This is a genomic window from Zwartia lucis (genome assembly GCF_965234455.1).
GTDB classification, from domain to species: domain Bacteria; phylum Pseudomonadota; class Gammaproteobacteria; order Burkholderiales; family Burkholderiaceae_B; genus Zwartia; species Zwartia lucis.
Genome location: NZ_OZ248472.1, coordinates 468557 through 488734, shown reverse-complemented (window position 1 = coordinate 488734; position 20178 = coordinate 468557). Strand labels below are relative to the sequence as shown.

19 protein-coding genes are annotated in these 20178 nt (G+C 48.2%); 14 read left to right on the top strand and 5 right to left on the bottom strand.

Annotated elements, in window-relative coordinates; translation table 11 throughout:
- Positions 1 to 89: 89 nt before the first annotated feature.
- Positions 90 to 1184, top strand: coding sequence for an alpha/beta hydrolase (locus tag AC8GE9_RS02260; protein WP_506675483.1), 1095 nt, complete (start codon positions 90 to 92; stop codon positions 1182 to 1184).
- Between the two features lie 73 nt (positions 1185 to 1257).
- Positions 1258 to 2181: a Bug family tripartite tricarboxylate transporter substrate binding protein gene (locus AC8GE9_RS02255; protein WP_506675482.1), complete on the top strand. Its 924-nt coding sequence runs from the start codon at positions 1258 to 1260 to the stop codon at positions 2179 to 2181.
- A 33-nt stretch (positions 2182 to 2214) separates the two neighbouring features.
- Here AC8GE9_RS02255 and AC8GE9_RS02250 read toward each other — a convergent pair whose 3' ends face one another.
- The 3 genes from AC8GE9_RS02250 to AC8GE9_RS02240 are packed head-to-tail and all read right to left on the bottom strand — an operon-like array spanning position 2215 to position 5202.
- Positions 2215 to 3177, bottom strand: coding sequence for a Bug family tripartite tricarboxylate transporter substrate binding protein (locus AC8GE9_RS02250; protein WP_506675481.1), 963 nt, complete (start codon positions 3175 to 3177; stop codon positions 2215 to 2217).
- A gap of 17 nt (positions 3178 to 3194) precedes the next feature.
- The gene (locus tag AC8GE9_RS02245; protein WP_506675480.1) at positions 3195 to 4208 is read right to left on the bottom strand and encodes a succinylglutamate desuccinylase/aspartoacylase family protein; all 1014 of its coding nucleotides are present in this window, start codon (positions 4206 to 4208) and stop codon (positions 3195 to 3197) included.
- Between the two features lie 19 nt (positions 4209 to 4227).
- Positions 4228 to 5202 carry a Bug family tripartite tricarboxylate transporter substrate binding protein gene (locus tag AC8GE9_RS02240; RefSeq protein WP_506675479.1) on the bottom strand — a complete coding sequence of 325 codons (975 nt, stop codon included), beginning with the start codon at positions 5200 to 5202 and terminating at the stop codon, positions 4228 to 4230.
- Between the two features lie 92 nt (positions 5203 to 5294).
- Here AC8GE9_RS02240 and AC8GE9_RS02235 point away from each other — a divergent pair, with 92 nt between their 5' ends.
- Positions 5295 to 6395 carry a branched-chain amino acid aminotransferase gene (locus AC8GE9_RS02235; protein ID WP_506675478.1) on the top strand — a complete coding sequence of 367 codons (1101 nt, stop codon included), beginning with the start codon at positions 5295 to 5297 and terminating at the stop codon, positions 6393 to 6395.
- Positions 6396 to 6401: 6 nt separating this feature from the next.
- Here AC8GE9_RS02235 and AC8GE9_RS02230 read toward each other — a convergent pair whose 3' ends face one another.
- Positions 6402 to 7298: an ABC transporter substrate-binding protein gene (locus tag AC8GE9_RS02230; protein WP_506675477.1), complete on the bottom strand. Its 897-nt coding sequence runs from the start codon at positions 7296 to 7298 to the stop codon at positions 6402 to 6404.
- 75 nt (positions 7299 to 7373) lie between these two features.
- On the opposite strand from AC8GE9_RS02230, the gene AC8GE9_RS02225 reads away from it, so the two are divergent.
- The 4 genes from AC8GE9_RS02225 to AC8GE9_RS02210 all read left to right on the top strand — a co-directional run bounded on the left by AC8GE9_RS02225 (position 7374) and on the right by AC8GE9_RS02210 (position 10868).
- Entirely contained in the window at positions 7374 to 8270 is an 897-nt protein-coding gene (locus AC8GE9_RS02225) for a polysaccharide deacetylase family protein (RefSeq protein ID WP_506675476.1), read from the top strand.
- A gap of 36 nt (positions 8271 to 8306) precedes the next feature.
- Positions 8307 to 9302, top strand: a complete 996-nt coding sequence (locus AC8GE9_RS02220) for a Bug family tripartite tricarboxylate transporter substrate binding protein (protein ID WP_506675475.1) — start codon at positions 8307 to 8309, stop codon at positions 9300 to 9302.
- Between the two features lie 26 nt (positions 9303 to 9328).
- Positions 9329 to 9844 carry a hypothetical protein gene (locus AC8GE9_RS02215; RefSeq protein WP_506675474.1) on the top strand — a complete coding sequence of 172 codons (516 nt, stop codon included), beginning with the start codon at positions 9329 to 9331 and terminating at the stop codon, positions 9842 to 9844.
- 97 nt (positions 9845 to 9941) lie between these two features.
- The gene (locus AC8GE9_RS02210) at positions 9942 to 10868 is read left to right on the top strand and encodes a Bug family tripartite tricarboxylate transporter substrate binding protein (protein ID WP_506675473.1); all 927 of its coding nucleotides are present in this window, start codon (positions 9942 to 9944) and stop codon (positions 10866 to 10868) included.
- Positions 10869 to 10875: 7 nt separating this feature from the next.
- Here the strand turns inward: AC8GE9_RS02210 and AC8GE9_RS02205 are convergent, their stop codons facing one another.
- The gene (locus AC8GE9_RS02205) at positions 10876 to 11856 is read right to left on the bottom strand and encodes a Bug family tripartite tricarboxylate transporter substrate binding protein (protein WP_506675472.1); all 981 of its coding nucleotides are present in this window, start codon (positions 11854 to 11856) and stop codon (positions 10876 to 10878) included.
- A 180-nt stretch (positions 11857 to 12036) separates the two neighbouring features.
- On the opposite strand from AC8GE9_RS02205, the gene AC8GE9_RS02200 reads away from it, so the two are divergent.
- The 7 genes from AC8GE9_RS02200 (at position 12037) to AC8GE9_RS02170 (ending at position 20178) form a co-directional block, all read left to right on the top strand.
- Complete coding sequence (locus AC8GE9_RS02200) at positions 12037 to 12246, top strand: asparaginase domain-containing protein (RefSeq protein WP_506676305.1); 210 nt, start codon at positions 12037 to 12039, stop codon at positions 12244 to 12246.
- A 167-nt stretch (positions 12247 to 12413) separates the two neighbouring features.
- Positions 12414 to 14453 (top strand): spermidine synthase, encoded by a 2040-nt coding sequence (locus AC8GE9_RS02195; RefSeq protein ID WP_506675471.1) that lies wholly within the window; start codon positions 12414 to 12416, stop codon positions 14451 to 14453.
- A 340-nt stretch (positions 14454 to 14793) separates the two neighbouring features.
- Complete coding sequence (locus AC8GE9_RS02190) at positions 14794 to 15591, top strand: bacteriorhodopsin-like (RefSeq protein WP_506675470.1); 798 nt, start codon at positions 14794 to 14796, stop codon at positions 15589 to 15591.
- 84 nt (positions 15592 to 15675) lie between these two features.
- Positions 15676 to 16632: a polyprenyl synthetase family protein gene (locus AC8GE9_RS02185; protein WP_506675469.1), complete on the top strand. Its 957-nt coding sequence runs from the start codon at positions 15676 to 15678 to the stop codon at positions 16630 to 16632.
- A gap of 12 nt (positions 16633 to 16644) precedes the next feature.
- A complete protein-coding gene (gene crtI / locus AC8GE9_RS02180; RefSeq protein ID WP_506675468.1) occupies positions 16645 to 18138 on the top strand; it encodes a phytoene desaturase family protein in 1494 nt (497 codons plus the stop codon).
- On the top strand, positions 18138 to 19058 hold the full coding sequence (locus AC8GE9_RS02175) for a phytoene/squalene synthase family protein (protein WP_506675467.1): 921 nt from the start codon (positions 18138 to 18140) through the stop codon (positions 19056 to 19058). Before crtI ends, AC8GE9_RS02175 begins: the two co-directional genes overlap by 1 nt.
- A complete protein-coding gene (locus tag AC8GE9_RS02170; protein WP_506675466.1) occupies positions 19000 to 20178 on the top strand; it encodes a lycopene cyclase family protein in 1179 nt (392 codons plus the stop codon). The genes AC8GE9_RS02175 and AC8GE9_RS02170 overlap by 59 nt, the downstream gene beginning before the upstream one ends.

The following is a 20178-nucleotide window of genomic DNA, read 5'->3' as shown; positions in this document are numbered from 1 at the left end:
CTCGTTGACTTAAGTGCAGTAAAGGCTTACAACGAGCGTGACACCATCGGCATTAGACCGAGGGGCAACATATCCAAGTTGGAGACATCATGCATTTTCAATTTATCTATCAAATTCCTCGATTTTTGGCCGGCACTCTGTGTGGCTTAGCACTTCTCATCATTTCTGGCTGTGCGACACACGAAGGATCCTACGGTCCGAAAATCTCTGTCGCAGCAAACGAACAAATCATCACTGAAGAATTTATGGTCCCGAGCGGGGATCCTGGCATCAATCTATACGTCCGCAATAAACGATTGAAATCCACGACACAATTCAACAAAGATAACGTCGTACTCTTCGTTCATGGCGCAACCTACCCTTCTGAAACTGGCTTCGATCTTCGTCTTGATGGTCTATCTTGGATGGATGTGATGGCCCAGCAAGGGTATGACGTATACATGGTCGATATCCGCGGCTATGGTAAGTCCACCCGCCCAGCGATCATGGATCTGCCTGCCTCGCAAAATAAACCTTTTGCAGACTCAGATACAGCCGCGCGGGATTACGCCGCGGCAGCAGATTGGATTCGCAATCGGCGCTCAATCGAGAAACTCAATGTCATCGGTCACTCATGGGGAACAGTCATCACAGCCCTTTATACGACTCGTCATGCCGACAAAGTTGAACGATTAGTTCTCTTTGCACCAGTGTGGATTCGCAAAACAGCTTCATTGACGGATTCAGGAGGTGCTTTAGGTGCTTACCGCACAGTCACCATCGATGCCGCCCGCAAACGTAAAGCGACAGGACTCAAGCCTGGTCAAAATCCTCAGCCACAAGCATGGTTTGAAGCGTGGGCAAAAGAAACATTTGAAAGTGATCCGGTTGGCAAAAATGCTAATCCGAAATTTGTGAGAGCGCCTAACGGAAGCGTTCAAGATAGTCGTTTATTCTGGAGTGCTGGAAAGGCCGTATACGATCCTGAACGCATCACTGTCCCAACCTTACTTATTCTTGCCGAATGGGATGCAGACACGCCACCTTACATGGCACAAACTCTGTTTCCTCTGCTCACAAAATCAAAGAATAAAAAACTCGTGATTTTAGGGGAAGGCACGCATGGAATCATGAACGAAATCGAACGCTTCAGTTTGTTCAATGAAGTAGATCGTTTTTACAAAGACAGCCGTTCTTCAAAGTGAGGAAAAAATGACAATCTGCTTACGGAAAATTTCACTTAGCTTGAGTTTAGGATTGGTTTTAGCCGGAGCTTCCTTGACTGCGGCTGCACAAACCACCACCAACTATCCAACAAAGACTGTTCGACTGATCGTCCCCTTCCCTGCAGGTCAAGCAACAGACATTATTGCGCGATTACTCGCTGAACGACTCACCCAAAAATGGGGACAACCAGTATTTGTTGATAATCGAGGCGGTGGCGCCAGTATCCCCGGCATGACTGCAGGAAAAGATGCTGCGCCGGATGGTTACACCATTACCTTTGCAAGCAGCACCACTACAGCCGTCAACGAGGCACTCTATCCAAAACTCCCCTACAACATGAAACGGGATTTTGTGCCAGTTGGAGGAGTTTTTACTCAACCATGGCTGATCTTAGCTAACCCTGCGGCGCCTTATAACAATCTTAAAGAGCTCGTCGATGCTGCGAAACAAGCCCCGGGTAAGCTGACATGGGGCTATGGCGCCAACGCGCTTGAACTCGCAGCAGAGCTTTTTAAGCAGCGTGCGCAAATAGACATTAATGGCGTAGCCTACAAAGGAAGTGGCCCAGCCATGAACGATTTAATTGGCGGTCACATCATGTTAGCGGTCGATACGATGGCATCGTCACTTCCACATATCCAATCAGGTAAGCTCAAGGCCATCGCTTCCTTATCAAGCGAGCGTGCGCCGCAACTTCCTGACGTCCCGACAATTGCCGAGCAAGGTTATCCTGGTTTTGTTGGTGTGGGCTGGGCCGGACTCTTCATGCCTGCAGGTACTCCACCCGCGATCGTCAAAAAAGTTTCGGATGATGTGCATGCAATTATGAAAGAGCCTGCGATGCAAAACGTGCTTGTTCAGCGAGGCTCAACACCTGACCTGCGCGCTTTTCCTGAGTGGTCCGCGTTTGTGGCTGCTGAAACACAAAAATGGGCCGATGTTATTAAGAAAGGAAATATAAAGATCGCTCAATAACATCGGAAATTGTGACAGTTTTTTAACGCAACCTTACTCCAATACTATCTTTGCATCAGCAATCACTTTGGCCCAGGCCGCGGTATCTTCAGCCATAAGTTTCACAAAATCGGCTGGCGTACCGCCTATTGCGTCAATGCCCATCCCTGCAAGTTGATCGCGGATCTTAGGATTCTTGACCGCGGCGTTAAAAGCTGCATTGAGCTTATCAACGATCGGCGCGGGCAATCCTGCAGGTCCGAGCACGCCAAACCATGTCAGGGATACAAACCCTGGCAGCTGCTCTGAAATCGCAGGCAGATCGGGAACGAGTGGTGAACGCTCCGCTGACGAAACGCCCAAGGCGCGTACCTTACCGTCACGCACGTGTGGATAGCCTGCTGAGAAGCTATCGAAAAGAACGTCAAGACGACCAGCCATCAAGTCAGGCATCGCCAAGGCGGTTCCTTTGTAAGGAACATGCGTCATTTTCGTACCAGACAATGCCTGGAAACGCTCACCGGACAAATGAGGAATACCGCCAATGCCCGCAGAACCAAAGTTCAGCTTGCCTGGATTGGCCTTGGCTATTGCGATGAACTCCGAGACTGTTTTTGCCTTGGATGTCAACGGCACAACCATGATGGATGGCGATTGCACGAGATAAATAATTGGGGTGAAGCTCTTCACGGGTGAATAAGGCGTCTTAGGATTGAGCAAGGGTCCGATGACATGCGTACTATTTGTCGTCATCAACAGCGTATAGCCGTCCGGCTCAGCTTTTGAGGCCAGGTCAGCACCAATCATGCCGGCGGCACCCGAACGGTTTTCAATCACAATCGGCTGACCAAGTTGCTGAGAAACTTCCTGAACAAAAACCCGTGCCACGTTGTCTGTTCCTCCAGCCGCAGGAAAAGGAACAATCAATTTAATAGGACGGTTAGGATAGCCTTGCGCAAAGGACACGGAAGTCAAAGCCGAAAGTGCCGCAAGAATAGAAATTAAAAGGTGTTTCATGAGCATCTCTTTAAAGTTTAGGATTCGAAGGGAGCGCCCAAATGGAATAAACAATCTCCACGCTCTGTCAGGCACATCATTCGCTTGCATAAAACGATACCAGAGCGTTTAAAAAAGGCTTGGATCGGCTCACGCCATGGAGTATCGTGAAAATGAATCAAACCTGCAAGTTGTCCCGCCTCAACGGTCTCACCTAGTTCAACAGTCGGTTCAAATAATCCTGAATCAGGGGCATACACAAAATAATCAGGCCCTCGAACTTGCAAAATCTGAGTAGGATTAGGCTCAGAAATATTCACAGAGTCTTTCAAGATACCGAGATGCTTAAGAGCTCTCCGCATGCCATCAATCACCACTCGTAACGCCGACGGAGTTAGGGTACCACCGCCTCCAAGTTCCGCACCATAGTGGATCACCCCTTGTCTTGCCGCAGCGGCAGCGAGAGTACATGAGTCACTAGACTGAGAATCTAAAACATAAGCAGCAGGCGCACCAAACAGACGCATCATCTCGAGTGCGTCATTCATTTTTTTTGGATCTTCGCTACGTCTACATCCTGCACTAGGTATGTACATGAGCGAGCTTCCACCAGAGTGCAAATCAAAGACATAATCAGACATTTCAAGCAAGACATGCTCTATGTACCATGCCATTTGTTCCGTTACTGAACCATTAACATTTCCAGGAAATAGACGATTTAAATTACCTTCGTCAATAGGCGATGTTCGGGTACCAGCCATCGCCGCAGGAAAATTTGCAGAAGGCAAAAAAATGATGCGGCCTTGCACATCACTGACATCAATCATACGAATCAAAGCACTGAGTCCGATTTGTCCTTCATACTCATCGCCGTGATTACCGGCCATGAGCAAAACAGTAGGACCAGCGCCATTTTTTATGCAAGCAATTGGAATGGGAATCCAACCGTAGGCCGAACGATGCACTGAATGAGGCAATCGCAAAAATCCAAGCTGCTTACCATTTTGATCAAATGAAATTTCCGAACTTATGCGACTTGTGGGCTTAGACATAACAATCCCTATTGAATATTTACTCAGATTTTATTTTTGCTTCTTTAATGATCGCGGCATTTGAAGCATATTCTTTCTGAATCATCTTAGTAAAATCTTCAGGCGTTCCAGTCACTACTAAATTCTGACCTGCGCGAATTCTTTCTTTTATTTCGGGCTCAGCTAAAATTTTGTTTAGCTCTGAATTCAAGCGCGCAATCACACTTGTCGGGGTTCCAGCCGGAGCAAAGAAACCGAAAAATGATGTTTGATTTGCCTCTGGGTAACCCAGTTCAGCTAAAGTTGGGATATCTGGAAAGCTGTCAACACGCGTAGGGGCTCCTACCGCAACGACTCTCAACTTCCCTTCCGAAATCAAACCGTTTAGGCTACCGAAAGGATTTGAAAACATCAGATCAAATTGCCCACCTACAGCGTCGGTGACAACCTGTCCACCACCTTTGTAGGGAACATGAGTAATATCCACCCCTGCTTTTTTACGCAATTGCTCAAGCATAATGTGTCCCACGGTACCGTAGCCGTTAGTTGCTACGGAAACAGAACCAGGCTTAGCCTTTGATGCAGTAATGATCTCAGCAAATGATTTACCTGCGAACTTCGGTGTTGCGACAAGATATATTGGAGAGTACATGGCAGTTCCGATAGGTGCCACGTCTTTAATCGGATCATACGACACCTTCATCACATGAGGGCCGAGCGTCATTGCGCTGGCACCTGCAAGTCCTATCGTATAGCCGTCAGCAGGCGACTGGAGGACGGCAGCGGTTCCAAGAGTCCCTCCAGCACCAGCTCTATTTTCTACAAGTACCGGTTGTCCCAGTACCTTGGTTAACCGCTCCGCAACTAAACGGGCAACGTTATCGCTAATCCCGCCTGTTGGATAGGGCACAATGAGTTTTACAGCTTTTCGTGGCCATTGATTTGTATCGCTCGATTGAGCATTTGCTGTTGGCACAGCTAAAAAATTTAATGCTACCAATAGCAATGAAGCCATTAAAGTCTGGGAGTATCTTAAATTTGTTTGACATCTAATCATATGTCCTCCAATAATCGTTTAATTTTTTATTTTGGAAAATGTCTTTCAACATGAACAAGACTTTTGTTAACACACAGTTTATTCAAACCCGCGCCAAATCGCCTTCTCCCAATATTACACGCCAATCGATTTTAAATAATCCGGGATTTGGTAAATACTATTCGGATCACATGGTGGCAATTGATTGGGATACGCACCAAGGGTGGTATGACCAAAGGGTGATTCCCTATGCCCCTCTGACGCTAGACCCCGCCTCGCTCGTTTTGCATTATGCCCAAGCCGTCTTCGAGGGCTTAAAAGCCTACCGCCACCCTGACGGCTCGATCTGTACCTTCAGGCCCGAGGTCAATGCCCAACGATTTATCAATAGTGCCGAGCGACTGGGACTACCAGAACTACCGCTTGAATTGTTTGTTCAGTCCTTAAAAGAACTCGTACAACTCGATCATGACTGGGTCCCAAGTACACCTGAAAGTAGCCTTTACTTGCGTCCCTTCATGATCGCCAACGAAAGTTTTCTCGGCGTGAGGGGCGCGGACAAAGTCGCGTATTACGTCATCGGTAGCCCCGCAGGTCCTTACTTCTCCACAGGTGTCACTCCAGTACCGATTTGGGTCTCTACGCAGCGGACTCGTGCAGCAAGAGGCGGTACGGGCTATGCAAAATGTGCCGGCAATTATGCTGGCTCACTGGCTCCTTTGAACGAAGCACGCCGCAATGGCTGTCCTCAGGTTCTTTTTCTGGACTCCGAGCACGGCGAATACCTCGAGGAGCTCGGTGGCATGAACATCTTTGTCGTGCAAAAGAACGGGACGCTTGTGACCCCTGCGCTTTCCGACAGCATCTTGCCTGGCGTGACCAGGGCAAGCGTGATTGAACTCGCAAGATCAGCCGGCCGTCTCGTCGAAGAACGTCCGATCAGCATTAACGAAGTGCGCGATGGACTCGCGTCAGGACAGATCACAGAAATCTTCGCTTGCGGTACTGCCGCGCTTATTTTTCCGATCAGCGTGTTGAAATGCGAACACTTCGCCTATGGCAACGAAAGTCAGGCTGCAGGCCCCGTGACCTTGAGTCTGCGCAAACAACTCACCGACATCCAGTATGGATTGGCGCCCGACCTAAACAAATGGATGGTCAGGCTCGCTTAGACCACACTATTCTTGAGAAAATGCTGCAATGCAATGTTCATAGGCAGGATCGCTTGAAATAAAGCCACCATTTCTCATGCTGAGTTTGAGGCGATCAAAACCTACCCGCGTGACGGTTTTCTTGCAAAACCAAAGTCCCGCTTTTTTATAACGATCCATCGCCTGAATCAAAATCTCTTGTGCGACATGGGGATAAAAAGGTGCGATCAGCGCCGCGAGTTCTTGCCCGCTATGCGCGGCGACCCAAGGCCCCATCTTTTCAATGGCACGAATCATCGCTTCAAAGGCTTGCTGCTTTTGAGCAATGATTTTTCGTGTCGAAATAAAAGTCGTATACGCAGTCGGCCCACGACTGTTGGCCGCATGCAGCACTTGACCAGCTCCCGACGCAATTGTCTGAGAAACAAACGGCTCAAAAAATTGTGCGTAATCAAGCTCGCCCGCTTTAAGGGCTTCAAGATTTTGACCCATCGAATTTTTCTCGTTCACAATGAGAGCACCGATTGAAATACCCTCATCGCGCAAGTCCTGCTGTAAGCACAGCCAAGGTGTTGGAACCTCAGTCACGACTCCAATTTTTTTACCCACGAGATCACTCAGTCGAAATGCCGACGCCCCCTGACGACCAACGATAAAGAATGGGTCCTTGCCGACAACCTCGCAAAAAGCAAGAAGAGCATTTTCTGAATCGGGCTCTTGATCACGCTGCTTGATGACCCGTAACGGACCGCCCCACACCACATCGATGTTGCCTGCGAGCATGTCTGCGATCCCGCTTCCCGGTGACGGAGAGTCGATCAACTCGATTTCTATACCTTCCTGCTTAAAGAGCCCCAAAGCATACGTTGCATAAAAAGGGGCATAAAAAACAGCCCTGAAATTTTCAGCTAATTTGATTTTCATGGATATTCCGTAAGATTTGAGGATATTATCAATCGGATTACATCACTTTTTAGTGTTCTTGGGAGACTTGCTCAGATGTTGAAATCTCATAATCGTTACGAATACTCCGCGATCACGGACAGGCCTGACTATAGCTGGCCAGGCGGCAAACGACTCGCCATTCACTTTAGTTTAAATGTCGAGCATTTTGCCTTTGGCGAAGGTCTTGGTAATGATTATGCCGTCCCCCATCCACAACCCAACTCGCGTAGCTTTGCTTGGCGTGATTACGGCAACAGAGTGGGAGCCTGGCGCCTCCTAGAACTCGCCAACGATCTTAACTTTCCTTATGCATTGTTGGTCAACACTGAGCTCTACGACTATTGCCCGAAGATGATCGAGGCCTTTAGCAAGCGTGGCGATGAAATTGTGGGTCACGGTCGTACGAATGCGGAACGACAAGTCGACATGAACGTGGAGCAAGAACGCGCCTGTATCCGCGAAGCGGCTCAAACGATCCTAAAATATGAGGGCGTTTCACCCAAAGGTTGGCTTGCACCTTATATTTCCCAAACCTACGATTCACCAGATTTACTAAAGGAGCAAGGCTTTAAATACATGATGGACTGGCCGCTCGATGATCAGCCTGTCTGGTTTCGCACCAAGCATGGTCGTATCTTAGCGATCCCCTATTCGCATGATCTGAATGATTCGATCGAATGTATCTCTAGGCGCACACCCGCACAAACATTTTGCGATAATTTGATTGATCAGTTTGATGAAATGCTCGAAGAATCGACCAAACGGCCCCTAGTCATGAGCGTCGTTCTGCATAGCTTTATCTTGGGCCAGCCTTATCGCCTCAGACAGTTTCGTCGCGTCATGCAACATATTTTGTCGCACCGTGATCAGATCTGGCTCGCTCGCCCTGGCGATATCTATGAGCACATCAATAGCTTGCCTGATGGGGTTGTCCCAGGTAGCGCGGTCTAGTAATCTTTTCACATGTTCATATTTCACAGGGTTTTCATGATGCACAATCGCTCAATTTTCAAGACAGTCGCAGGCATTGCTTGCGCGGCGATCGTACCTTTCGCCTCTTTTTCTGCGCATGCGCAATCCAACTTTCCTGACAAACCGATCAATTATGTGGTGACTGTCCCTCCCGGTGGCGCTGCTGACTTTGCGGGTCGTGTGATGGCCGAAGCCTTATCCAAGCAAATCGGTCAACCCGTCGTCATTGAAAACAAGGCTGGCGCAAGCGGCACAATCGCGACCGCCTATGTCGCCAAAGCACCCGCAGATGGCTACACCTTGCTGCAGGGCGCCATTTCAACCCATGGCATCGGACCTCATTTCTATACCAAAACACCCTACGATCCTTTTAAAGACTTTATGTCATTAGGTGTCGTGGCTGAGTTTCCGCTGGTGCTTGCTGTCAATGCCAACCTTCCCGTTAAAAATCTCGAGGAACTGATTGCCTTAGCTAAAAAACAAAATGGCAAAATGAGTTTTGCTTCGGCGGGTCCAGGAAGCGCACCGCACTTGACCGGTGAACTCTTCATGACCGAAGCCGGTATCAAAATGCTGCATGTCCCTTATAAGGGCTCTGCTCCCGCCGTCGTGGACGTCGCGAGTGGTCAAGTAGACATCATGTTCGACGGTTTTCCTTCAATGATGCCGCATATCAAGAGTGGCAAGCTTCGCGCGATCGCTGCGGTCAGCCCAAAGCGTAACGCGTTGGCACCCGACCTACCTACATTCGCAGAACTTGGCTACCCAAAAATGATTTCTTCACTTTGGTATATGCCCATGGTGCCAGCCAAAACGCCGCAGGCTGTCATTGACCGTTTAAGCCAAGCGTTGACCAAAGGCTTAAACGGCACCGATGCTCAGAAAAGACTTGAAAATGGTGGCGCAAACTTAGTGTTCGGAAGTCCGACTGACACGCAAACCTATGTCAAAAATGAATATGATCGCTGGGGTGTAGTGATCAAAAACGCTGGTATCTCAACAGCGCAATAACCAAGTCTACAGACCGAACACTAAATATGAAAATCAAATTCCCCTTCCTCATTCTGTGTTCCGTCTGGTTGCTGGCATTTTTTATTTTTCCAACTGCGCAAGCCCAATCGGGCAATTGCGGTTTTATTCAAAATCCCGATCAGCAAGCCTATTGCCGCGCCATCAACGGTGGTGGTTCTGGGCAATGCGGCTTTATTCGCGATAATGACCTTCAAGCCCGCTGTCGCGCAGAAACAGGTGGCGGCTCCGGACAATGCGGCTTTATTAGAAATCCCGATATGCAAGCTGCCTGTCGCGCCAGTACACAACAACGCAGTAGTTCGTCATCAAGTGGCGCCTCGGGACAATGCGGGTTTATTCAGGATCCTGATAGACAGGCTTACTGTCGGGCCACGACAGGTGGAGGGCAAGGCCAGTGCGGCTTTATCCGCAACGATGACCTTCAGGCGATGTGTCGCGCAGAAACGGGCGGCGGCAGAGGCCAATGCGGCTTTATTCGAGACCCGGACATGCAGGCTGCTTGCCGTGCTAAAACAAGATAAAAAGATCATTGAATATTCGTTTTAAATCGGAGACAAAAAGTTGAAACACCTTTTCAAACAAATACCAATTCTTACCGCACTTGCGATGGCAACGTGTATGCCTCTCACCTCAGTCGCGCAGTCGAGCACCTACCCGAATAAACCTATAAAGATTATTGTTGGTTTCACCCCAGGCGGGAGCACTGATTCGGTCGGTCGGCAAATCGCGAACTCTTTCAGTAAGATCCTCGGCCAATCCGTCATCGTAGAAAACAAGCCTGGCGCAAATGCGAACTTGGCCACGGACTTCGTTCGTCGTTCTGCTCCGGACGGCTATACGCTGTTCTACACGTCCATCGGACATGTGACGAATCCTCTGATTTACAAAGACGCGAAATACGATCCAGTCAAAGATTTCACACCGATTGGACAAGTGTTAGCAGGTCCGAATGTATTGGTGGTTCCCGCTAACTCGAAATTTAAAACACTCCAAGATTTGATCGATTATGGAAAAGCTAATCCCGGAAAAATCAACTTTGCATCGTCAGGGGTTGGTTCATCGCTGCATCTCTCTGGAGAGCTTTTTAAACAACTCTCCGGTATAGACATGGTGCATATTCCTTATAAAGGAGCAGGTGCTTTAATGCCACACCTGATGTCTGGCACCGTTGATTTGGCTTACCCTAATCTGCCAACGGCCATCCCGCTGATCGAGCAAGGACAACTCAGAGCGCTTGGCGTCACCACCAGCACGCGTTCTAACGCTGCACCTAATATCCCGACGATTGCCGAAGCAGGTTTACCAAATTACGACATGTCAACCTGGTATGGCCTTGTTGCACCTGCAAACCTACCCCCCGACATACAAAAGAAACTCAGCGATGCCTTGATGACCACCCTAAAGGATCCAGAATTCAGGGGACGTCTGATAGCCTTGGGCATGGACCCAAGGCCCTCTTCACCTCAAGACTTCGCTAAGTTTATCGAGGGTGAGTCAAACAAATGGAGCACGATTTTAAAAGACATGAAATTTAGCGCTAATTAATTCTTTTTTAATTAAGCTTTACACCAGACTCTTTAATAATGCGGCCCCAATTGGCGTAGTCTTTTGCCACGAAAGAGGCAAACTCCGCCGAAGTACCACCACCTGGATCAACGCCGCCCGCCTTCATCCTCGCAATCACATCAGGTGAAGCCAGTACACGATTGAGCTCTTTGTTCAACAAAGCAATCGTGGCTGGTGGTGTGCCAACTGGCGCAAACAAACCTGTCCAAATACTAAAGTCCATCCCTTTAGCCACGGTCTCGTCGAGTGTGGGCACATTTGGAAACTCGGAAGAACGCTTCGCAGAAGAGACCGCTACGGCGACGAGCTTGCCACTCTTAGCGTGGGGTGCAAGAGATGCGAGCGTACCAATATAAATGTCAACTTGACCGCCCATCACATCGATGATGGCTGGGCCTGCGCCTTTATAAGGCACTTGTAGCAAGTTGATATTGGCGCGTTTCTTGAAGTCTTCGCCAATGATGTGGCCCAGCGTACCTAAGCCCGCCGTCCCCCAACGCAAGCCCTCGGTCGTTTTGCCTTTTGTGACGAGATCTTGGGGAGTTTTGATGCCTGAATTCGGTGCAGTGCCGATACCAGCAGGGGTCACTGAGACCTGAATAATCGGTGCAAAACTTTTGACACTGTCATAGGTCAGCGTGTTGTAGAGCCAAGGGCCCAACATCATGTTATCGGTCTGACCCATCACCAAGGTATACCCATCAGCGGGCGCTTTCGAAGCCGCCTCAATCGCCAAGTTTCCACCTGCGCCAGGTCTGTTTTCAACCACAACCTGCCACCCCGTCAACTCGCCCAATTTGGTACCTACAATTCGGGAAACAAAGTCGGTGCCACCGCCAGGAGGAAAAGGCACAAGAATTCTGATCGGTTTATCGGGAAACTTTTGAGCCGAAGCCACAAAAGGAATCGCTGATAAGGACAGTGCCACCACAAGAGCCGATTTGATTAATCGATTCATTACTTTCATCGTCTTCTCCGAATGTTTTATAAGCTCACTTTTTAAAGCAAGTGGCTTAGATCAACCATAGGGCAGACCCTTAGATGCGTCAAGTTTTATAGGCTGTATAGACTTAAAACGTCCTGACTTATGAACAAAAAGGGAGCGCATTGTTGAACAAGTCATTACCTACAATCGGTGTGATTAGCGCTGGGGGCGAATATCGTTCCAATACAGTTCGACACACTCCCCTCCACAGCCGTTTCTTTTCCTCATTGGAAAAAACTCGTGCTGATGATTGAAGCGTTTTTAGCCAAGACGCCACAACCCTGTGGCATTGTGATTTTGCACGGCAAAGCCACAATCGAAGAAACCGCATACGCCTTAAGCCTGCGCCTGCATACTGATTGCCAGTCGTGATAACGGGTGCTCAACGTCCAGCAAGTGCATGATCCTCCGATGCCGGGATGAATATCTACAATGACGTCCGACTCTGCAAGTATGATATCGTCAAGGTCGATTTATTTAAGAGATCGGCCTCTAAGTGATCGACCTCAGCCACCTGAACTTTCCTCAAATAAAAACAAATGAAATATAACCTTCGCCTGACATTCCATTACGGTTTGACCATTTTCCTGAGCGCTTTTCTTTTATTTCAAGTTCAACCCCTCATTGGCAAAATGATTCTGCCTTGGTTTGGCGGCTCGGCGTCCGTCTGGACGACTTGCATGTTGTTTTTTCAAGCAATCTTGCTGTTTGGTTATGTCTATTCGCACTGGATCGTCAAAGCCTTAAGCCCCTTCAAGCAAAGCATTCTTCACATTACCTTGCTCATTATTAGCTTGTCGCTTCTCCCGCTGGCAGCGAGTGAGCAATGGAAACCTGACGGCAGCGAAGATCCTACGCTTCAGATTCTAGGCTTATTGCTCGTTTCAATTGGCCTGCCTTATTTTGTTTTGTCGACAACAGGCCCCCTCATTCAAGCTTGGTTTGCGCGCGAAAGAACCGGCGGCATTCCTTATCGATTATTCGCACTCTCCAATTTTGGTTCGATGCTCGCCTTGCTGGCCTATCCGATTGCCTTTGAGCCTGCGCTTCCCACCAAATGGCAGTCGTATAGTTGGTCGGGTTTGTATCTGATTTTCGTCATCGCTTGCGGTGTCTTAGCTTGGCGCAATCGCAACAGCGAGGCCTTGGTTCAATCCGAATCAGACCCTTCACGTCCTCCCAAAGCATCACAATTACTCATCTGGATCTTGCTCGCGGCATGCCCCTCTATCTTGATGGTCGCGGATACGAGTTTTCTAACGGAAAACATCGCACCTATCCCGATGATCTGGGTCGCCCCCCTTGCCTTGTATCTTTTGTCATTCATCATTTGCTTTGAAAATAGTAGCTGGTATCAACGCAAAATCTTTCTACCCCTGTTTGTCGTCTCGCTGTTTGTGCTGACATATTTACCCACGATGGGCTTAAATGAATTGCCAGTGCTTGTGTCAATGGGCATTAACCTCTTTTCATTCTTTATCATTTGCATGGTGTGTCATGGCGAACTCGCTCGGCAACAACCAAACTCAAGATACCTAACCACCTATTACCTGATGCTGGCGGTGGGCGGCGTGATGGGAGGGTTCTTTGTCGGTATTATTGCGCCCTCTTTGTTCACCGAAAACTACGAACTATCGATCGGTATCATCTTGTCCGGTCTGATAGTCGCCTTTATATTTTTACCAAAAAGCAACTTTAAAACGTCGGGTTTAAGAACCTTGACTGCGGTGGGTATGCTCGGATTTTTTGTGCTGATCAGTGCGATCCGTATCAATGATCATACGCGGGACTCGACCGGTCTCGAATTCACCGACAGAAACTTTTATGGCACCTTAAAAGTCTATACCGACGAAAAGATTGGATACAAGACTATGCAGCACGGCCAAATCAGCCATGGCAGCCAGTTCATCGACCCCAAGAAAGCACTCGAACCCACGACCTATTATGTGCGTGAGAGTGGTGTTGGCAAAGCCATTCTGATTAAGTCAGACTCACCCTCTCCCATTAAAGTGGGCGTGGTGGGCTTAGGTGTCGGGACACTCGCGGGCTACGGTAAAAAAGACGATATTTATCGTTTTTATGAAATCAATCCTACCGTCATTGATGTCGCCAAAAAACACTTCACTTTCCTATCAAAGAGTCCTTCGATCATGGAGTATGTGCTCGGTGACGCACGTCTCAGGCTCGAACAAGAGCCAGATCAAAAATTTGACGTCTTGGTGATCGACGCCTTCTCAGGTGATTCAGTACCCGTTCACTTGTTGACCAAGGAGGCCTTCAGCCATTATTTCAGACACCTCAAGCCTGATGGTGTTCTGGCTCTCCACATTACGAATCGATTTTTGAATTTGAAACCCGTGGTGAAATCCGCCGCGGATGCGTTTGGTCAAGATGTCAAAGTGATCACCCACGAAGGCACGGCAGGCAACGACGGTTATCGCTCTGAATGGGCCTTAATTAGCAAGGATAAAAACTTCTTTAAGCACGTTCAACTCGTCAATGCCAAAGATATCGAAGCACCTAAAAACTTCAAACTATGGAAAGACGACTACAGCAGTTTAATTTCGATTTTGAATTAAGTCGTTCACCAAATCGTTTACGTGTATCTTCCTCGAAATGCTGTCCAACAGTGTTAGACCACATCTGAATGCGATAGTGCTGCGACATAACATATTTTAATGCTGCATTGCAGCGTATTTATTTATGAAAGAGCAGGATCAACGCCAGCATGTTTGGGGCTCGATAGCTATTTTAATTTACTAAATTCTTTCCTGAAGAACTAAGTTTTTTTATGTTGCTGAAATTACTACAAAATTAAAAATTAATTCTCAGGAAGTGTTGCCTTCAAAGTAAATAACGGTGTATGTTTCACAAGCGAATATCGTTTCGTTATCCAGAAATCTAATTAGAAGGCTCATTATGAAAATAAATTCAATTTGGTCTCGTGGGAAAGCAACCTTGGCCAGCAGTGTGTTGTTAGGGTTGATAAGCACTCCAACTTGGGCTTCTTCATCAGTATTGAAGCAAGACGATTTTGTTGGTATTTCGTTTTGGCTCATCTCGATGGCGTTGATCGCGTCTACTGCGTTTTTCTTTTTAGAAAGAGACCGCGTCTCTGCTAAATGGAAAACCTCATTGACAGTGTCAGGCTTGGTGACTTTGATCGCCGCTGTGCATTACTTCTACATGCGCGACGTGTGGGTTGAAACAGGTTCAACGCCAACGGTATTTCGTTATATCGACTGGTTGATCACTGTGCCGCTGTTGATGATCGAGTTTTACCTGATTTTGGCAGCAATCGCCAAAGTACCAGGCGGTGTGTTCTGGCGCCTAATGATCGGTACGCTGGTCATGTTGGTTGGCGGTTATGTTGGCGAAGCTGGATATGCACCTGTATGGCCAGCTTTTATTGTTGGTATGATCGGTTGGGGTTACATTCTGTATGAAATTTTTGCTGGTGAAGCAAGTAAAATTAATGCTGCCAGCGCTCCACCATCAGTTCAATCAGCGTTTAGCTTGATGCGCTGGATCGTAACAATTGGTTGGGCAATTTACCCTGTTGGTTATTTCTTTGGTTACTTAACTGGTTCAAGTCCTTCCGACAGCGCTGCAGCATTAAACATCATCTATAACCTGGCTGACGTTCTAAATAAGATTGCTTTCGGACTTATAATCTGGAAAGTTGCAGTCACTGAATCTGAATATTCAAAGCACTAAGATAGTTGCGTTTGCTAGAAGAAAAATCCCGGCTGCTGCCGGGGTTTTTTTTAAAAATAATATAAAAAGTTTGATGAGGCGTAAATGGGCATGGGGACGGCTCTTTCAGCAAAGCACGCACACCCGCGTTATTTAGTTAGCGAACCTACCGTCTTGCTGAAGCAAGTTGAAACATACATGCGCGCGGAGTTACAAATCGCACCGCAAACATCTGTTTCAAACTCTACCAGAATACAAGAGGCTGTATCGCACCATTTGCAGTCTGGGGGGCAGCGCTTGCGCGCGCGCTTAGCTCTCAGCGCTGGCAAAGCGGTTGGCCTGAAAGAAAACGACTGCATCATCATTGCTGCAGTGGTTGAGCTTTTACACAACGCGTCATTAATCCACGACGACCTGCAAGACCGGGATGAGTTTCGCCGCGGACACCAAGCGGTCTGGAGCAAGTTTGGCAGTGATATCGCTATTTGTTGCGGCGATCTTTTTTTATCAGCGTCTTATGCCGCACTTGCAAATGTCAGCAAAGTAAGCGCCTTAGGCAAAATGTATCAGACGATGCACCGTCGTTCTAGTGAAGCAATCTTTGGCCAGTGCGCCGATTTATCGATCACCGCTGAGCAGATGCATCTAGGCGCCTACATCGCCATTGTTATGCAGAAATCAGGTGCTTTACTTAGCCTACCCTTAGAGCTTGTATTTCTGCTCAGTGGTCAAAATAGCACTCTGCCTTGCGCCGAACAGGCCTGCAAGGATTTTGCTGTAGGCTTTCAAATTTATGATGACCTTCTAGATATTGACGCAGATCAGCCTCAAGTAAATGGTTCAGGCAAAGAGCGTAATGCGCTGAACATCGTTTCAGTATTCGAACACATGTATGTAGGCCTCAACACTGCCTTTGATCCCAAGCGCTTAGCCAAAGACACGGCGAGCGAATACTTACTTAGGGCTGAGAAGGCACTGACGCAATTACCTTTTCAATCTGGCGCAATGTTGAGTGAATGCTCTCAAAATATTCGCCGTCTTTTAAATAGCTTTTCCTATTAACAAGCCCAAACTATGCATACTCTGATCATCGGTGGTGGATTCGGAGGCATCGCGGCTGCGCTGCGCGCGCGCAAAAAAGGATATGAGGTCACCCTAGTCGACCGCTGCCCTCGCTTAGGTGGTCGTGCACAAGTTTTTGAACGCGCAGGATTCAGGCACGATGCTGGACCAACGGTATTAACGGCACCGTTTCTCTTTGAAGAACTCTTTGAGCTTTTTGGTCAGTCACTGCATGACCACGTCAAACTCGTTCCACTCAAACCTTGGTATCGGTTCGAGTTCTCTGACGGCAATCATTTTGATTATGGCGGCTCGCTCGAAGACACGTTAGCGGAAATCAGGCGACTGAGTCCTGAGGATGTCGACGGTTACAAACGTCTTTTAGAGCAATCTCAAAAGCTGTACGACATTGGCTTCACCAAGCTATCGGATCGTCCCTTTCACAGCATGGCTTTCATGTTTGCCCAAATTCCCCATCTTGCGAGACTGGGAGCCTGGCGCACCGTCTACCAAATGGTCTGTCGATATCTTAAAAGTGATTATTTACGCCAAGCGTTTTCAATCCAGCCTTTGCTCGTCGGGGGCAATCCCTTTGACACCACATCCATCTACGGTTTGATTCATTTTCTAGAACAGGCACATGGTGTGCACTTTGCGATGGGTGGTACCGGTGCCTTAGTCGATGCACTAGAGAAACTGATGATCGAGCAAGGCATCGAGATCAAGTTAAACACGACTGTGACTGCATTAAAAAGTCAGCATAAAAAGATCGAAAGTGTCGAAATTGAATACGCAGACGGCCAGCGGGAAAGCCTTGCGAGTGACTATGTCATCTCCAATACGGATCCCGCCCACCTCTACAAAGACCTCTTACCCAAAAAGAATGTCTCTTGGTTGGCACAATTCAAAACAAAGCATTGGCGCAAATCAATGGGTTTGTTTGTACTGTTTTTTGGTACTAAAACCCAGTATCCCACGGTTGCGCACCATACGATCTGGATGGGGCCGCGCTATAAAGAATTGCTTGATGATATTTTCAATCGCAAAGTGTTATCGGATGATTTTTCAATCTATCTTCATCGTCCTACCGCGACCGATCCAAGCTTTGCGCCTGCAGGAGGAGATAGTTTTTATGCTTTAGTCCCTGTGCCAAACCTACAGGCAAACATTGATTGGGAAAAAGTAGGTCCTGATCTTGCAAATCGCGTGATCGATGCTCTCGGACAACGTACCTTACCTGGCCTGAGAGAAAACATCGTTGATCAGTTTTTCATGACGCCCGTTGACTTTAAGGATCGCTACTTGTCGCCTGATGGTGCAGGATTTTCCATCTCTCCGATTTTTAGCCAGTCCGCATGGTTTCGGTTTCATAATCGCGGTGAAGGAGCCAGCAATTTATTTTTAGTCGGTGCCGGTACGCACCCTGGCGCAGGCCTCCCCGGCGTTGTCTCCTCCGCAAAGGTGGTGGACAGACTGCTGCCTGACGCTGAACTTGGCCATCACTGATGTCAGCGGCCCGGGATCAAGCTTTCGCTATTCTTAAATCGCATGGGCGTAGCTTTTACTTTGGCAGTCATTTATTAGCACCAACCTATCGCAGCCGTGCCGCCCGTCTCTACGCCTTTTGTCGTTACGTCGATGATATCGCCGACGAGTCCAGCGATCAGACCCAAGCCAATCACGATCTAGAGCAAATTAAAACGGCCTTGAAACACGGTCACTCTCCCCAGTCTTGCGTCGCGGACATGATTGCTTTAATGCAGGAAACCAACATGCCGATTGCGCCTGTTTGCTCGCTGATCGATGGCATGCAGTCTGATTTGAGCCATGTTCGTATTGAAGATGAAGCCGCACTCCTGCACTATGCCTATCAAGTCGCAGGAACGGTTGGTCTAATGATGTGCTTTGTTTTAGATGTCCGCGATCAACATGCGTGGCCCTTCGCGATCGACCTAGGCATTGGGATGCAGCTCACCAACATCGCCCGAGATGTGGGTCAAGATGCAAAAAACGAGAGAGTTTACCTGCCAGCGACATGGCAAAACCAACTCAGCGCATCGGATATCGTTCATCCTAGCGAAGAACAAAAAAAATATTTGCAAACTGCAACTGAAAGAATACTTGCTCTTGCAGAGCTCTATTATCGTAGCGGACTGCGTGGTGTGACCTACCTCCCTCCCGCCGCCCGCTACGGCATTATTGTCGCAGCGCGTGTCTATCGTGAGATTGGCCAGAAAGTCGCCCAAGCAGATTATCAGTCTTGGGATCGGCGCGCGGTTGTTTCGCAGCCGCGCAAAGTCTTCTGTGCAGCCTCCGCACTCTTGCGTTACGCTATGATGCCTCGTCTGCGCCACTCTCATCCACATCATGAGCGCTCCTTACATCGACATTTACAAGACTGCTTTGGTTGCGACCAAGCGCCTTGACCTTGCCATTATCGGAGGTGGATGCGCTGGCCTTTCGCTTGCGCGTGAGCTGGCTGAGAGACAGACCTCTCACTCTGTCATGATCCTTGAACCCCGCACGCATTACCAAGATGATCGAAGCTGGTGTTTCTGGGCACCACAACAACACGCGCTATCGCATCTCGTCAGCCACACTTGGACAGCTTGGCTTTTTGGTCAACAAGACCAGCCAAATGAAAAAAGAGCGAGCTCAAACAATCCTTATCAATACATTCGTTCCTCTGATTTTTACCAAGACTGTTGGGAAAAAATCGGACAATGTCCATCGATCGAGGCTCGCCTTGGAACCTCCGTCCTAAAGCTTGAGCGTCTCCTTGAGGGCTGGAGTATTGAAACCAATAGTGAATGTCTGTTTGCCAAGCAAGTCATTGACACGCGACCCCCTAGCCCTCAGCAGTTTGCACAAGCTACTTTATATCAATGCTTTTTAGGCGTTGAAATTGAACTGAGCAATGAATCAACAATAGATCCCTCTACCCTCGAACTCATGACCGACATGCGTGTCATGAACAATGACTTTTACTTTACCTATCTATTGCCGCTGTCTCACGATCGCTTGCTGATCGAATTGACTGTTTTTTCAACCAAACCTCAAGCTGCTGAACATCTCCAGAGTGCCTTTGATCAATTGCTCAAAGAGAGAGGCTATTCCAGCTCAACGACCCTAAGGACAGAATACGGCATTCTTCCTATGGGATTACCTTTGGATAAGACTGACTTTCCCCGCGCAGGTATGAGCGCAGGGGCCTTGCGTCCCTCTTCTGGCTATGGCTTTATGAGGATTCAGCGCTGGGCTAAGCAGTGTGCAGACCATTACTACGCGCATGATGCCGTACTTGAGCAAACAACCTCCCATTTTCTTTTACAACAGATGGATCAGCTGTTTTTAAAAGTCCTCCACGATCAACCCTTACTCGCGCCCACACTCTTTCAACAACTCCTTAATCGAACTGACGCTGAACGTTTTATCCGTTTTATGAACGATCGCGCTAAAGGACTAGACTATCTCCACATTGTGGCCAGTTTGCCCAAACCCCCCTTCATCAAGGCACTCTTATCGAGCATCTTTCAAAGAGCATGA